General features: G+C 66.0%; 10 protein-coding genes. 3 read left to right on the top strand and 7 right to left on the bottom strand.

Annotated elements, in window-relative coordinates; translation table 11 throughout:
- Window positions 1-3: 3 nt before the first annotated feature.
- The 3 genes from QQ25_RS19250 to QQ25_RS19240 form a co-directional block, all read right to left on the bottom strand.
- The gene (locus tag QQ25_RS19250) at window positions 4-2604 is read right to left on the bottom strand and encodes a LuxR C-terminal-related transcriptional regulator (RefSeq protein WP_039321642.1); all 2601 of its coding nucleotides are present in this window, start codon (window positions 2602-2604) and stop codon (window positions 4-6) included.
- A gap of 121 nt (window positions 2605-2725) precedes the next feature.
- Window positions 2726-3841 carry a catalase family protein gene (locus QQ25_RS19245; RefSeq protein ID WP_052235981.1) on the bottom strand — a complete coding sequence of 372 codons (1116 nt, stop codon included), beginning with the start codon at window positions 3839-3841 and terminating at the stop codon, window positions 2726-2728.
- A gap of 8 nt (window positions 3842-3849) precedes the next feature.
- Complete coding sequence (locus tag QQ25_RS19240; RefSeq protein ID WP_039380477.1) at window positions 3850-5733, bottom strand: peroxidase family protein; 1884 nt, start codon at window positions 5731-5733, stop codon at window positions 3850-3852.
- A gap of 206 nt (window positions 5734-5939) precedes the next feature.
- Between QQ25_RS19240 and QQ25_RS19235 the strand changes: the two genes are divergently transcribed.
- Entirely contained in the window at window positions 5940-7778 is a 1839-nt protein-coding gene (locus QQ25_RS19235) for a S8 family peptidase (protein WP_039381084.1), read from the top strand.
- Between the two features lie 15 nt (window positions 7779-7793).
- Complete coding sequence (locus QQ25_RS19230) at window positions 7794-9134, top strand: alpha/beta fold hydrolase (RefSeq protein ID WP_039380474.1); 1341 nt, start codon at window positions 7794-7796, stop codon at window positions 9132-9134.
- Here QQ25_RS19230 and QQ25_RS19225 read toward each other — a convergent pair whose 3' ends face one another.
- The 4 genes from QQ25_RS19225 to QQ25_RS19210 form a co-directional block, all read right to left on the bottom strand.
- Window positions 9135-9575, bottom strand: a complete 441-nt coding sequence (locus QQ25_RS19225) for a Rieske (2Fe-2S) protein (RefSeq protein ID WP_039380473.1) — start codon at window positions 9573-9575, stop codon at window positions 9135-9137.
- A gap of 14 nt (window positions 9576-9589) precedes the next feature.
- Window positions 9590-10102 (bottom strand): DUF6529 family protein, encoded by a 513-nt coding sequence (locus tag QQ25_RS19220; RefSeq protein WP_101906055.1) that lies wholly within the window; start codon window positions 10100-10102, stop codon window positions 9590-9592.
- A 58-nt stretch (window positions 10103-10160) separates the two neighbouring features.
- A complete protein-coding gene (locus QQ25_RS19215) occupies window positions 10161-10817 on the bottom strand; it encodes a hypothetical protein (RefSeq protein ID WP_039380469.1) in 657 nt (218 codons plus the stop codon).
- Window positions 10818-10945: 128 nt separating this feature from the next.
- Window positions 10946-11587 carry a TetR/AcrR family transcriptional regulator gene (locus QQ25_RS19210; RefSeq protein WP_039380467.1) on the bottom strand — a complete coding sequence of 214 codons (642 nt, stop codon included), beginning with the start codon at window positions 11585-11587 and terminating at the stop codon, window positions 10946-10948.
- 56 nt (window positions 11588-11643) lie between these two features.
- On the opposite strand from QQ25_RS19210, the gene QQ25_RS19205 reads away from it, so the two are divergent.
- Window positions 11644-12978: an FAD-dependent oxidoreductase gene (locus tag QQ25_RS19205; RefSeq protein WP_039380465.1), complete on the top strand. Its 1335-nt coding sequence runs from the start codon at window positions 11644-11646 to the stop codon at window positions 12976-12978.
- The last annotated feature ends 17 nt before the right edge of the window (window positions 12979-12995 follow it).

The following is a 12995-nucleotide window of genomic DNA, read 5'->3' as shown; positions in this document are numbered from 1 at the left end:
GGCTCACTGAGCCAGGTCACTCCAGACGATCTTGGCGAGCTCGTCCCGGTCGGCGACGTCGAGCTTGATACAGGCCCGGTAGATGTGGCCCTCCACGGTGCGGACCGAGACGGTCAGCCGTTCGGCGATGTCACGGTTCGACAGGCCCTGGGCCACCAGTCCGGCCACCTCTCGTTCGCGCGCGGTGACCGGTAACGGACGGGCGGCCGATCGAATGGCCGGGGTGGCGGCGCCGCCGCACTTGGACGCCAATTGCAGTGCGTGTGCGGCGGATTCGGTGCTGTTGCGACGATGGCCCGCCTTGTCGTGCAGCGGCACCGCCTGGGCGGCGGAGTCGGCCGCCGACAACAGCAGGCCGGCCTCCTCGAACGCGGCGGCCACCTTGTCCAGTTCGACGGGGTCGGAGGCGGCCACGGCTGCGGCATGGCGCGCGAACAGGGCGGGCAGCGGACCGTCCGCACGGTCGACCAGGTCTTGCAGCCGACGGGTCACGCTGCGGTCTCCGAAACGTGCGGCGCTGTGCAGAGCTTCCGCCTCGACCGCGTACTGGCCGGAGGAATGTGCCGCATCGGCGGCCGCCCGGGCCAGATCGATCGCCGAGCGGTGCCCGCCCTTGGCCGCGGCCAGCCAGGCCTTGGCCAGCATCCGGAGCGGCTCGTGCAGTGCCATGAATTCGCCCGAGTGCTCCTTGGCGTCCTCGAGCACGCGTTCGGCGTCGGCCGGGTTCCCCACGCCGGCGTAGGCGCGGGCCAGCAGCAGTCGACCGGGAAGCTGCCAGGGCAGAGAACTCTCGGCGTTCAGCGCGGCCAGGGCTTGTTCGATGGCCTGGATGGCATCACGGAACCGGCCACTGTGGGTGGCGGCCACACCGTCCATGATCTTGGCGATCGCCCAGCCGGCGAATTGGCCGGATGAAGTGAATTCGGCGTACTCGGTGGCTCGCTGCTGCGCGAGGTCCAGGCGCCCGGTGTAGGCCAGCGCCAGCACCTCGCCGTAGAACACCATGATGCGGACCATCCCGTCGGTGGTCTTGCGCTCGGCACGGCATCGGGAAGCGATCGGCAGAAAACTGTTGCCGCGGCCCGCCAACGGCATCGACAGGCCGGCGGCGAAGGCCGCGAAGTCCACGGCCTGCCGCGGTGCCTCAGGGTTTGCCAGCACCTGCTCGGCGATTTCCAGCCCCTCGTGGATCTTGTTCCGGTGCACGGCCATACCCGCGCCGGTCGCGTCGATGATGAGTCTCAACGTGGGGTGGGTGACCCGCTCGCGCAGAAGGGCGAGCACCTGATCGGCCCGCGACACGTCGCCCATGGACCAGAACAGGATCGACAATCTGGGAATGCCCCACTGCACGAGCTCCATCTCGTTGAGATCGCCAGGGGAGAACTGCTCGAGGATGCTGTCGGCCTGGACCGGATGGCCTTGCCACAACAACGCGCGCGACAAGAGCGCGGCCGCGCTCAGCCCACCGCCGTGGGCGAAGGCAGCCCGGGCCAGCTTCTCGCCGAGCGGGAGGTTGGACAGGAACACCGCGTCCTTGGCGGCGGCGATCAACAGGTCGATGTCCGTGCCGTGGTCGCTCTCGATCGCCAACTCGGCCAACTTGATTCGGCTGGCAGGCGAGTCGAGGTTGCGCTCGTGCAGGATCTTGGCGATGCGGCCCCGCAGCTTGCGGGCCGATGCGGTGCCGACCCGGCGACGCACGGCCTCGCCGAACAGGGGATGGCTGAAGCGGACGTTGATCTGTCCGTCGTCGGCGACGATCCGGATCAGGCCGCGCATCTCGGCCGCGTCCACCGCGTCCTCGCCTGCCAGTTCGGCCAGGGCGTCGATGTCGAGCGGTTCGCAGAGCGCCAGCAGTTTCAGCGCGTGCAGGACGTCCTCGCCGGCGTGCGCAAGCCGTTCGTCGAGCAGTTCGACCAGGCCGGACGGGATGACGGTGGGGCCACGGAACTGCCACACCCCGTTGACGTTCGCCAGGGTGCCGGCATCGACCGCACCCTCGACCATGTTGCGAAGGAACAGCGGGTTGCCGCCGGAGGTCTCCCACATCACGTCGGCGCTGAGACCCTCCAGCGTTCCGCCCAGCACGGTTTCGATGAGCGCGATGCTCTGCTGCTTGGTGAAGGGACTCAGTTCGAAGCGCTGGAGGTAGCCGTCCTTCCACAGTGAGGTGACCGCGTCCGGAACCGGTTCACCGCTGCGTACGGTGGCGACCACGTGTCCGGAACGCTCGACGGCGATCTGGTGCAGCAGCGTCGCCGACAGCTGATCGAGCAGGTGGGCATCATCGATGCCGACGATGGAGTCACCGTCGGCCACAAGCGATTCGCGCGCCGATCCGATCAGGGCGATCGGGTCACGAGAACCCGTCGACGACACCCAATGGGCGAAGGCGCCGAGCGGGATGCTCCGTGACGACTCGGTGCATGCGGTCCAGTGCACTTTGCGGCTCAACGATGCGGTTACGGTGCGCGCCAACGTGGTCTTGCCCACTCCGGCGGCCCCGACGAGGACGACTCCGCAGCTTTCTGTCCCGCTGAGGGCGGCCCGAATGGCATCGTGCTCGGCGGGCCGGTCCAGAAGCTGCCACTGACCAGGCATGAATCCCGAGTCTAGGGGTAAGGGGCCCGGATCGCTGCCGAACAAGGGGTCGACGGGGCGGTGTTTGTCGGCGATGGCGGCGAATGTTCTTCCCATTGCAAGTATTTCCCGTTCGCTGGGGTCAGTCAGGAAGCTCGGAGATGTCGGCCGGCTCGTGCCGGTCGATGTGGTTCATCTTGTGCCGGAAGTCGCTCGATGCTTCGTACACCTTGAGCTTCAGCCGGTTGATGGATCCCAGTGGGCGGTGCGCCTCCAGACCGCGCCACGAATTGAAGGACAGCACATCGTCGCCGTACGCGCGGCGCAGTGCGCTGTAGGGGTTCTGCTTGGGATAGACGACCTTGGCCACCGGCAGGTACGGCGATTTCCACGGGTGCGTGGCGTCCTCGATCGGCATCTCCTTCGTGTCGAGACACAGTTGCACGCTGAATGTGTACTCCGCGGAGTGCTTTTCGAAGAACGCCATGATCAGATCGCGGTGCTCGTCCTGGCCGGGGTGCTTAGGAAGGGTCTGGTCGGCAAGCGCTTTGACCTCGGGTGAGGTGGGCTCGTATTTGAAGCGGGCCACGTAGTTGCCATAGCGGATCGGGGCGGACGAGAAGAACGTCTCGCCCAGGATGGGGCGGTTGGGGGCGGCGAACACGGCGAGATTCTCCGGTATGGGCACACCGATCTTCTTGAGCGCGCCGAGTACTTCGCTGCCGGCCCACAACGCTCCGTCAGATAACCGGGCCAGCACGGTGGCGCTCAGCATCCCCAGGGTGCGGTACGCATGTGCGTCGGCGAACAGGAATTCTTCGTGGGTGACGAGCACGAAGTCCTGTGTCACGTTCGCTTCATCCTCCGGGTCCTTCATCGCGCGCTCGCCGTGCACGCCGATGGCCTTGATGCCGAGTCCTCGGACGCCGCGGTTCCTGTCGCTGCGCAGTGCCCCGGATGTGGTGGAGATACGGGCGATCACCGGGTAGCTGCGGGCTTCGGCGAACATTCCCTGGGCGAGCACCTCGGGCAGGTCCGGGTTGACGATGAGCTCGCCGCGAAGAATGGCGTGGCTCTTGGCATGTGCGTCACGCAATCCGTGCTTGAACTTCTTGTAGGCCCGTTCGTTGTTCTTGCGCAGTGCCTTGATGATCTTCTCGATGTCCTCGGCTTCGCCGGGCTTGGGTTGCTCGAGATCGTCGCGGTAGGGAACCGGGTTGAGGCTCTCGACGATGCGACGCATCTCGTCTGCGGTCATGGCTGGGGTCATGCGGACGCCTTTCGGGTCGGGGCGGGGGCGGTGGTCGGACGGACAGATACGGGGTTCCAGGGGGCGAACGGGTTGGCCACGCCGGCCAGGGCCGGGGACAGTTCGGGGAAGTGCCGCAACAACACCGAGCGCATGTCGTTGTCCCGCACCCAGTTCATGCCCGCAACGGTGTAGGTCTCGTCGCGGAAGTCGGTGGTGAAGAAGCGGTCGCTCTCCAGCCGGCGGGTGGCCATCAGGATGAAGACCCGGAATGCCGTATCGCTGAAGCCGAATCCGGGCGGTTTCGGTTCCGCGTAGAGGCCGATCATCAGGTCGACCAGGTTCACGTCGTCGTCGTAGACCTCACGCAGCTCGGCCGCCAGCGCTGTCTCGCCGGTCAGTTCCTCGAAGGAGTTCACGGGCTTGAGCCGGAACAACTTCCGGAACTCGTTGTAGCGCGGCACACCCCGCTCTCTGGAGCGGATGACGTCGATCGTGGCCAGATCCATCGGGGTGCCGTCGACACGGTGCATGTGCTGCAGGTGGCGCGGGAAGTTGTGCAGCGACAGCGCCCCGGGATGGGCACGGCCGAAGGAGTAGAGCAGGTCGGCCATCGGAGTTTCGGACAGCCGCGCACGCACATTGAGCACCGAGAGGTCGGGTAGTTCGTGCTGTGCGGTGACGTGGTCGTCGGCCAGTGAGCGGAAGGTGAACTCGTCGGGGATCAGCGGGTGCATCCGGTACACCGCGACGAACTCTTCGGTCAACGAATACGGCACGCCGTGATGTGTAGTAGGCGAGCCGGGGATGCCGTGCACCAGCGCACTGGTGCCGATCCGGCCGAAGCGTCGCTGGAACCGGGTGCCCAGCCGCTCGCCCAGGAGCCCGAACCAGTTGACGCGCATGGCCGTCACAGTCGTCGGGTGCGCGATGATCGCCGGCGTCCAGTCCACGGTGTGGATCTTGGCCATCAACGCGGAGTTGACCAGGCGTGCCTTGTCGTAGAGCTGCTGGCTGGTCAAATGTGGGTACTTCTGCGCCAGGTGGTCGCAGATGGCGTTGTGCTCGCGCATGAACAACGAGTGCAGCAGGGCCAGACCGACCCAGAAGTTCCCCGCGGTGCCAGACAGGTCGACCACGGCCTCGACCTCGGGTGGGGGCAGGCCGACGTCGTCGATGCGTAGTTTGCCCTGCTCCGGAGCACGCAGCGCACTGGCGAATGCCGGTGTCGTCCCGTAGATCTGGGAGGCATCCCACCAGTGCGACTCCTGTGTGGTGAAGGTGGGCGGCCCGTCGCCTGGATACGGATCCGGTGGGGTGCGCTCGACCAGCATAGACCGCTGGGGCCACGGATCGTCGACTCGCAGCGGCACCACCCAGGGTTGCGTGGGATCCGAGCCGTGGGCGAACCAGTCGTGCACCTCGAACTGAATCCAGGCGGCGGCCAGGAGATTCAGCGTTGTCGCGGGTTGAAAACTGTCGCGGGTCAGCAGGGTGCGGCTGATCAGCCGCGGGTTGGGATCGAGCAGTCGCTGGGCGGACTCCGGGTAGGAGTGTTCGGGTGGGACGTTACGGCCGAAGCGGCAGCCGACGGCACCCATCCCAGGGTCGCTGAGGTCGTTGTAGGAACCGTCGCGGGTGCGCGCACCCAGATAGTTGCCGGCATCGACGGGGCCGGTGAGCGGGGCCGGCGAAGGTTCGGCGGCATACAGATTCGACGTTCGCAGCTGATGTCGAAGTCCGATCAGCACAGCCAGGCCGAGGACTTTGGGAAGGCGGGCCCAGCCCACCGACTGATCGATGTATTGAGCGATCCGGACCGCGAGTGTGACCGCCAATGATCGGCACCGGGACACGGCCATGGCGATGAACGCCGGAGCCTGTCTCGCCGTGGTCACCATTTGTTCCCTCCGGCCGAATGAGCTGCCTACCGGTACACGATTGTTGTTCACTGCGGCGGAAATGACATGAGTAGTGGGCTACTCGATCCGAGACAGCCGGCCCGTCCTGTTTCGAGTAGTCGAATACGCGTGTACGTGGGGCGCGGCTGAGCGACCATCAATCGACGCAGGAAAACCTGGGACGGGTGGATATGCCGAGGAGCGCGGTGAGTTCAACTGAAGAGAACTGGCCAGATCGAGTGCTGGTCGCGCTGGGGGAGTTGCAGCATTTCGGCAAGACCGCGGACATGCGATTGCTGACCGAGGCCGTCGCAGCCAACTTCGCGTCACGGTTCACCGAGCGAGACCGCCAGTACGAGACCGACAATCCGTATTGGCACAACCGGGTCCGCGATGCTGTCGCGGTACTGCGCAGGCGCAAACTGATCGCACCGAAGGCGGCCAGGAGCGACGCGGTGCGGTTGACCGATGCGGGAAGCGACGCTGTCTCGGGTGCCAGGGAACGGGCCGAGGCAGCCGCCCGGGCTCCGGTGCGGACCGTTGCTCCGGCGGACGAGGGCGCGGCGGCCCTGGAGGTCGGGACTACCGAACCGCCCAAACGTGATCCGGTTCTCGCTGGTGTCGTCACACCACCGCTGCGCACGGCGATGGCGCAGTCGGGCAATGACACCCGAATACCGATCATGATCGAGCTGAACCTCACCTTCCAACCGGCGGTGGGCGCCGCGATGGCGCGGGTCGAAGACCTGTGGAAACTGGTCGGCGGCGACGGCACGCCGATGCCGCTGGCCGATCAGTTCATGGCCGGAGATCTCACCTCGGATCAGATCAAGTCACTCGTGTCCGCGGATGCCGTCCCACAGACCTGGTCCGAACGAGCGGTCTACCGGATCTGGCCGGACTTCGAGGTGCATCCGCAGATCGATGCCTCCTCCACCACCATCAAGGCCGTCGCCGCGCAGCGGTCGTTCGACAGCTTCGGTGAGGGAATCGTCTGGGCTGTGGTCGATTCCGGTATCGACGAGAAACATGCGCACTTCACGGAATACCAGAATCTGCACGATCCGTCGGTGGCCGATCTGCACTGCGACTTCACCGGAGGCGACGCTCCGCTGACCGACACAGACGGACACGGCACACATGTGGCCGGGATCATCGCCGGCGCGCTGGTGGGCCGCAACCCCACGGACGTCGTCGTCGTCGAGAAGCGGCTCAACGATCCTGAGCACGGCGGTGATCCGATCACCGCACCGCGCACGGTCGCGGATCCGTCGCGGCTGGCGGGCATGGCGCCGAAGGCCAAGCTGGTGAGCCTCAAAGTGCTGGGGCCCGGGGACGAGGCGTCCCGCGTGAGCCGGGTGATGCGGGCACTGGCCTACGTCCGCAAGCTCAACGCCGGCAGCGAGCGGGTGCCCCGGATCCACGGGGTGAACCTCAGTCTCGGATACGAATTCGACGCCGAGTGGTATGCCTGCGGGCAGAGCCCGATGTGCATCGAGGTCGACAAGACCGTGCGCTCGGGTGTGGTGGTGGTCGTGGCGGCAGGCAACTCCGGTTACGTGTCACTGAACACGGCATTCAGCAAGGACTCGGTGAAGTTCACCGCCGACATGACGATCAACGACCCGGGCAATACCGAGAGCGCGATCACCGTCGGTTCTACACACCGCAGCTCACCGCACACCTTCGGCGTCTCGTACTTCTCGTCCCGCGGCCCGACCGGGGACGGGCGACGCAAACCGGACCTCGTGGCGCCCGGTGAACGCATCACCTCCGCAGCGGCCGGCAGCCGGCGGGAGAAGGTCACCAATCAGATCGAGTTGGCCGACGACATGCCGGTGTACGTCGAGGAAAGCGGTACCAGCATGGCGGCACCGCATGTGTCCGGCGCGATCGCCGCGTTCCTGTCGGTGCAACGCGAGTTCGTCAGCGAGCCGGAGGCGATCAAACGCATCTTCGTCGAATCGGCGACCTCGCTGAACCGTGACCCGGCATTCCAGGGCGCCGGCCTACTCGATCTCATGCGTGCGTTGCAATCCGTGTGATCTGAAGGGAATCTCATGACCAACGATGTGGCCGAACGGATCTGGCGGTTGGTGTTCGATGCCGAGGGCGATCCCGATCAGGCGGTGCTGGCGGATCTCAAAAACCGGATCGGCGCCGCGGGGTTGACCGACTTGGTCATCTTCTCTCATGGCTGGAACAACGACGAGGCGGCCGCGACGTCGTTGTACGACCGGTGGTTCGACCTGTTGGCGCCGCAGCTCGACCCGGCCCGCACGGTCGGCTTCGTCGGGCTGCGGTGGCCGTCGCAGCTGTGGCGGGACGAGCCGATACCCGACTTCCGCGCCCCGGCGGCGCACGGCGGTGGTGGTGCGGCCGCACTCGGCGACGAGGTGGCCGTGCCCGCCGGGCCGGCGACCATCGATCCGGCCCAGCTCGACGAACTGAAGGACATGTTTCCCGGCGGCAAGGATCAGCTGGATGCCATCGCGGGCCTGCTGGCCGCCCCGCCGAGCACCGAACGAGTGCCCGATCTGCTCGATGCGTTGCGAGCGTTCAGCGCTGCCACCCAGACGGGGTTCGACGACGGCGAGGGCGATGCCCCGGACGCCGGGCCGGGGATGCTCGCGCCAGACCAGGACCCGGAGAAGCTGTTCACCACCTTCGCCGATGAATTGGCTTCGGCAGGTGTCGAATTCGAGGACGGTGCGGGCGGTGCTGCCGGGCTCGGCGATTTTGTGGACCGAGTGTGGCACGGTGCCAAGGAGGCTCTGCGTCAGCTCAGCTATTGGAAGATGAAGAACCGCGCCGGCGTCGTCGGCCGGCGCGGGCTGGGACCCGCCATCGATCAGCTCCACGCAGATTTCCCCGATCTGCGGATTCACCTGGTCGGTCACAGCTTCGGGGCCCGAGTGGTGTCCTATGCGCTTGCGGGGATGAGCGATGTCCAGCCCTCGCCCGTTAAAGCGGTGACCTTGCTGCAGGGCGCGTACTCCCGGTTCAGCTTCACCGAGCGGTTGCCGTTCCGGCGAGGGGCGGGTGAGCTGGCGGGCCTGCTCACCCGCATCGACGGGCCGCTGACGGTCTGCTTCTCCAGCCATGACCGGGCACTGGGGACGTTCTATCCGCTGGCCTCGGCCGCGGCGGGCGAAGACGCGGCCGCGGTCGACGATCCGTTGTTCCGCTGGCGGGCCATGGGCTCACACGGGGCGTACCAGGCGCAGACCCAGAGCCTGGGCGGCACGGACGCGGTCTACCCGTTCCTGCCAGGGCAGATCCTGAATCTGAATTCTTCGGACGTGGTCGCCAAGGATGAGGGCCCCTCGGGCGCACACAGCGACATCTTCCACGAAGAACTGACCTGGGTTGTCGCGACTGCCGGGAAATTGCCGGCTTGATCATGCGAGCATGATCGAGCCGTCCTGCACTGTGATGGCTGTGGATGTCAGGGGCTTCTGCGCTGGGCCGTTCGCGACCGAACCGTCGATGTTGAATTTGCTGCCGTGGCACGGGCAGTTGATCACACCGTCGGCCACCGTGGCGACTCTGCACCCGGCATGCGTGCAGACAGCGGAGAAGGCCTTGAACACGCCCGGGCTTGGCTGGGTGACGACGATCTCGTCGATGATGGCACCCGAACCCACCGGCACGTCGGTCGTCTTGGCAAGGACTTTCGACGCGGGCGCAGCGGTGCCCGCTGCCGGCTCGTCGGCGGGCCCGGTGCTCGCCGGCTCGGGCGGCTTACCGTATGTCGCACACCCGGCCGCGGTGGTCGCCAGGCCCACGCCCGCGTACCGCAGCGCCTGCTGGCGGCTGAAGACGAAATCGTTGATGTTCATCGGATCCGCTTCCGTTAGAGGGTCACGCCATTGGTTTGGAAGAACCACAACGCTGATGTCAGCCAGACGTAGACGAGAGTGAAGAACACGAGGCCGCCGGCGACCGGGATGACCCATTCCCGAATGCCCCTACGCGTGAGCAGCACCATTTTGGTGACGAATGCGCCGTAGAAGAAGCACCCGAACAGCGAGTGGAACAGGACGCGGCTGTCCCCGGACTGATAGCCCAGGGCGTACAGACAGTGCACCGCGACGGGAACGCTGGCCAGCACGGCGAGCCGTCCCGACCACACATGTGCGGTGCCGACCCACCGAGGTGCTCGGTCTGACGGTATGAGGCGGTACATCGCGAACGCGGATGCGAGCTGAAAGAGCCCAAGAGTGATGGAAAGCGTTGCCAGCCACGCTTTTACGGATGTGCCGCTGGAGAATCCGGCGACGCTGACCGAGAAGAACCGTGGCTCGTGCACCTTGCCGAATACACCGAGACCGACGGCAACCAGTGTCCCCAGGATGATCGCGATCATTGTCCACACCACACCGCCTGCCTGGGTACGCGCCGATGCCACCGTTGGTGCTCCGGAATCAGACATCGCTGCTGCCCTGCACGCGAATCGCGGTGACCTCGACGCCGTCGACAATGGCGACGCCGTCGGCGGCGAGGCCCGGTGCCGCAGACCTACGCCCGTCCGCCCGGCGCTGAACCCCCGTTGCCGTGCCGGTTGGGTCGACGATCCAACTGTTCCGGACACCCGCACTCTCGTAGACGTAGAGCCCGGCCGGTGGCTGTGCCGCGGCAGCGTTGAACTGCCACTCGTCGTTGCCGATCGACAACGTACCGACGATCGCGGTTCCCTCAAGACGGCCCTCGATCCGGCTGGTCTTGTCCTTGCTGGTGAGACTGACAACACCGTTGGTGGCGCTTCCGCGCAGCCACGTCTCGACTGTATTGCCGTCGCAGGCGTAGGCGACGGCGTGCTCGGCGTCGACGGTGAGCCCCAGCGTGATGGTGCCCCTGGCGGTCGGGATCTTGGCCACGTAGTCGGCCCTGGCGGGGAATTCCCGGGAAGGCGCCGCGCTCGGTGCCGGTGTTGGCGGTGGCGCAGTGCCAGACAGCGTGGTGGTGGACTCCGCGGCCGGACTACCCGACGGCTCGTTCTCCTTGGAGATGTTGACAGACAAAATGCCGACGCCGAGTGCGGCGACGGCGGCAATGGTCAGAATCGGTCCGCTGATCTTCATCGTTGTACCGCCGTCAGCCACGGCGCCGGCGATTGGGAATTCGAAGTCATGTCGGTATGGCCCTTTCCCGGGGGACGCCCTGTCCCCATGTGCGTTCTCCTGACATACGAGATCGCGCGAATTTCGGTTCAGTCGGAGATCAGAGGTCCGAGCAAGTTGTTGACGAGCCACGCGTGGAAGCGGTCGAGGGTCCAGCCACGGACGAGTACCAAGCGGTCGAACAGCATGGGATCTGTCGCGAGCCAGGCCAGGTCGGCGGCGTCCGCCTCGCTGACCTCCTTGGTCAACGAACTGAGCGTGTCCAGCCGGCGCACGATCTCCTGCGCACCCATCAATCGCTGGTGATGCACTTGCGCAAGGAGTTTTCCAGCCTCCTCGTCGGTCTCCGCCGCCACCTCCAACGCGCGGAACAGCCGGGCCGCTCGCTGATCGATGTCGACCTGGATTTGCGCCCATCCGGCGATCAGCACTCGAGGATCGTCTTGATCCAACAACTGCCGGAGGGTGGGCCGGTCGGCCAGCGCCACCGGTCGGTCGTCCCCGGCGATAGCCCAATCGAGGGCTGTCTTGAGCAGTTCCACTTTGCCTCCGACCGTGAACACGGTCTTTCGGCTCACGCCCGCCAACTGTGCAACCGCATCGATCGTGGTTGCGCCGTAACCGTTTTCGATGAACAGCTGTGATGCTGCGTCGACAATCGAGCGACGGGTGTCACGCGCCTGATCGGCGCGCAGCTGTGACTGATAGTCCCGTTTGACAGGCTTCTTCATTCAGGTAACCGTCGGTGTATTCATTACACCTTACGTTACCTCAAATTGGAGGGTGCATGCAAACGGTCGTTATCGGTGCCGGCCCGGCCGGCCTGTTCACCGCGATCGCATTGGCCAGGCGTGGCCGGAGAGTGTTCGTGGTCGATCGTGACCCCGGGCCCTCAGATCATCAGACCTGGGCGCGCAAAGGGGTGATGCAGTTCCACCACGCCCACCATTTCCGTTGGCCGGCGGTGGCGGCGCTGAAGGACGAGATGCCCGACGTCGTGCACGACCTCGTCACCGCCGGTGCCGTCATCGCTCATTCGCCGGACGGCCGGCCCTTCGCGCTGTTGTGCCGACGGATGATGTTCGAGCGGGTACTTCGTGCGACCGCCGTTGCGCAACACAATCTCTCCCTGCTCACCGGTCATGTCGAGGCGGTTCTGCACGACCGCGGCCGGGTCTTCGGTGTGCGGGTAGACGGTGCGACACTGCCCGCCGACGTCGTCATCGATGCCTCGGGCCGGTCCAGTCGCGTAACCGAGGCCCTTCGCGGCCCCGCGGAGGGCGGCGATTGTGGTGCCACATATGTCACGCGCCAGTTCCGGGTACGGGCCGGCGCCACGAACGGACCGGTGAACAACCCGGGCGGGCTTGGATTGACCCTGCAGGGCTACTCGGCGGTGGTGTTCCTCCACGACAATCAGACATTCTCGGTGACCTTCATTCACGCCGGAGCCGACCGATCGCTGCGTGGATTGCGATACCCCGCAGTCTTCGATCGGGTGTCGAGCGCGATTCCTGTCCTGTCTGACTGGGTCTCGGAAACCCGCGCCGAACCGATCACGCCCGTGTTACCAGGCGGTCGGCTGTACAACAGCTACCGTCGGCAACTGGACGAGACGGGCAGGCCCCGGCTCGCGGGACTGATCGCAGTCGGAGACGCGGTGTGCACCACCACGCCACTGGCCGGGCGGGGTGTCACCCTGGCGTTCCGACAGGCCCGGGAGCTGATCCGCATCCTGGATGAATGCGGATACGATCCCGTCACTGCCGCAATAGGTTTCGACCAGTGGTGTGGCGAACACCTCCGGCCCTGGTTCGATGATCATCGCCACAGCGACGCGGATCGGATACGCCGGTGGTCCGGCGGCGATATCGATCTGAGCCGGCCGTTGCCGTCGGATCTCATCGTTGCCGCCGTCGATGCCGATCCCCGCATCCGGCACATCGTGGGTCCGTACGCCGCGATGGATAGCCTTCCCGCCAGCCTGACAGCCGCCGAGCCGTATGCGCGGGCCGTATACCAACGAGGCTGGCGCCCAACGGTTCCAGCCGGTCCTACCCTCGAAGAACTAGCCGAGCTGTGCACTGAAAGCACGCATTACGCGGCGGCAACGGCCGGCTGAGCAGATGCGATGTGTGT

This window comes from Mycolicibacterium setense, from assembly GCF_000805385.1.
Taxonomy (GTDB): Bacteria; Actinomycetota; Actinomycetes; order Mycobacteriales; family Mycobacteriaceae; genus Mycobacterium; species Mycobacterium setense.
Note: the sequence above shows the minus strand (reverse complement) of the source record. Positions and strands in the feature narration are given on the sequence as shown.

Coding starts and splice junctions, on each gene's coding strand:
- QQ25_RS19245 (WP_052235981.1), bottom strand. CDS start 3,841: ATGACCGCAGACGAGATGCGTCGCATCGTCGAGAGCCTCAACCCGGTT.
- QQ25_RS19210 (WP_039380467.1), bottom strand. CDS start 11,587: ATGAAGAAGCCTGTCAAACGGGACTATCAGTCACAGCTGCGCGCCGAT.
- QQ25_RS19220 (WP_101906055.1), bottom strand. CDS start 10,102: ATGATCGCGATCATCCTGGGGACACTGGTTGCCGTCGGTCTCGGTGTA.
- QQ25_RS19240 (WP_039380477.1), bottom strand. CDS start 5,733: ATGGTGACCACGGCGAGACAGGCTCCGGCGTTCATCGCCATGGCCGTG.
- QQ25_RS19205 (WP_039380465.1), top strand. CDS start 11,644: ATGCAAACGGTCGTTATCGGTGCCGGCCCGGCCGGCCTGTTCACCGCG.
- QQ25_RS19225 (WP_039380473.1), bottom strand. CDS start 9,575: ATGAACATCAACGATTTCGTCTTCAGCCGCCAGCAGGCGCTGCGGTAC.
- QQ25_RS19215 (WP_039380469.1), bottom strand. CDS start 10,817: ATGAAGATCAGCGGACCGATTCTGACCATTGCCGCCGTCGCCGCACTC.
- QQ25_RS19250 (WP_039321642.1), bottom strand. CDS start 2,604: ATGCCTGGTCAGTGGCAGCTTCTGGACCGGCCCGCCGAGCACGATGCC.
- QQ25_RS19230 (WP_039380474.1), top strand. CDS start 7,794: ATGACCAACGATGTGGCCGAACGGATCTGGCGGTTGGTGTTCGATGCC.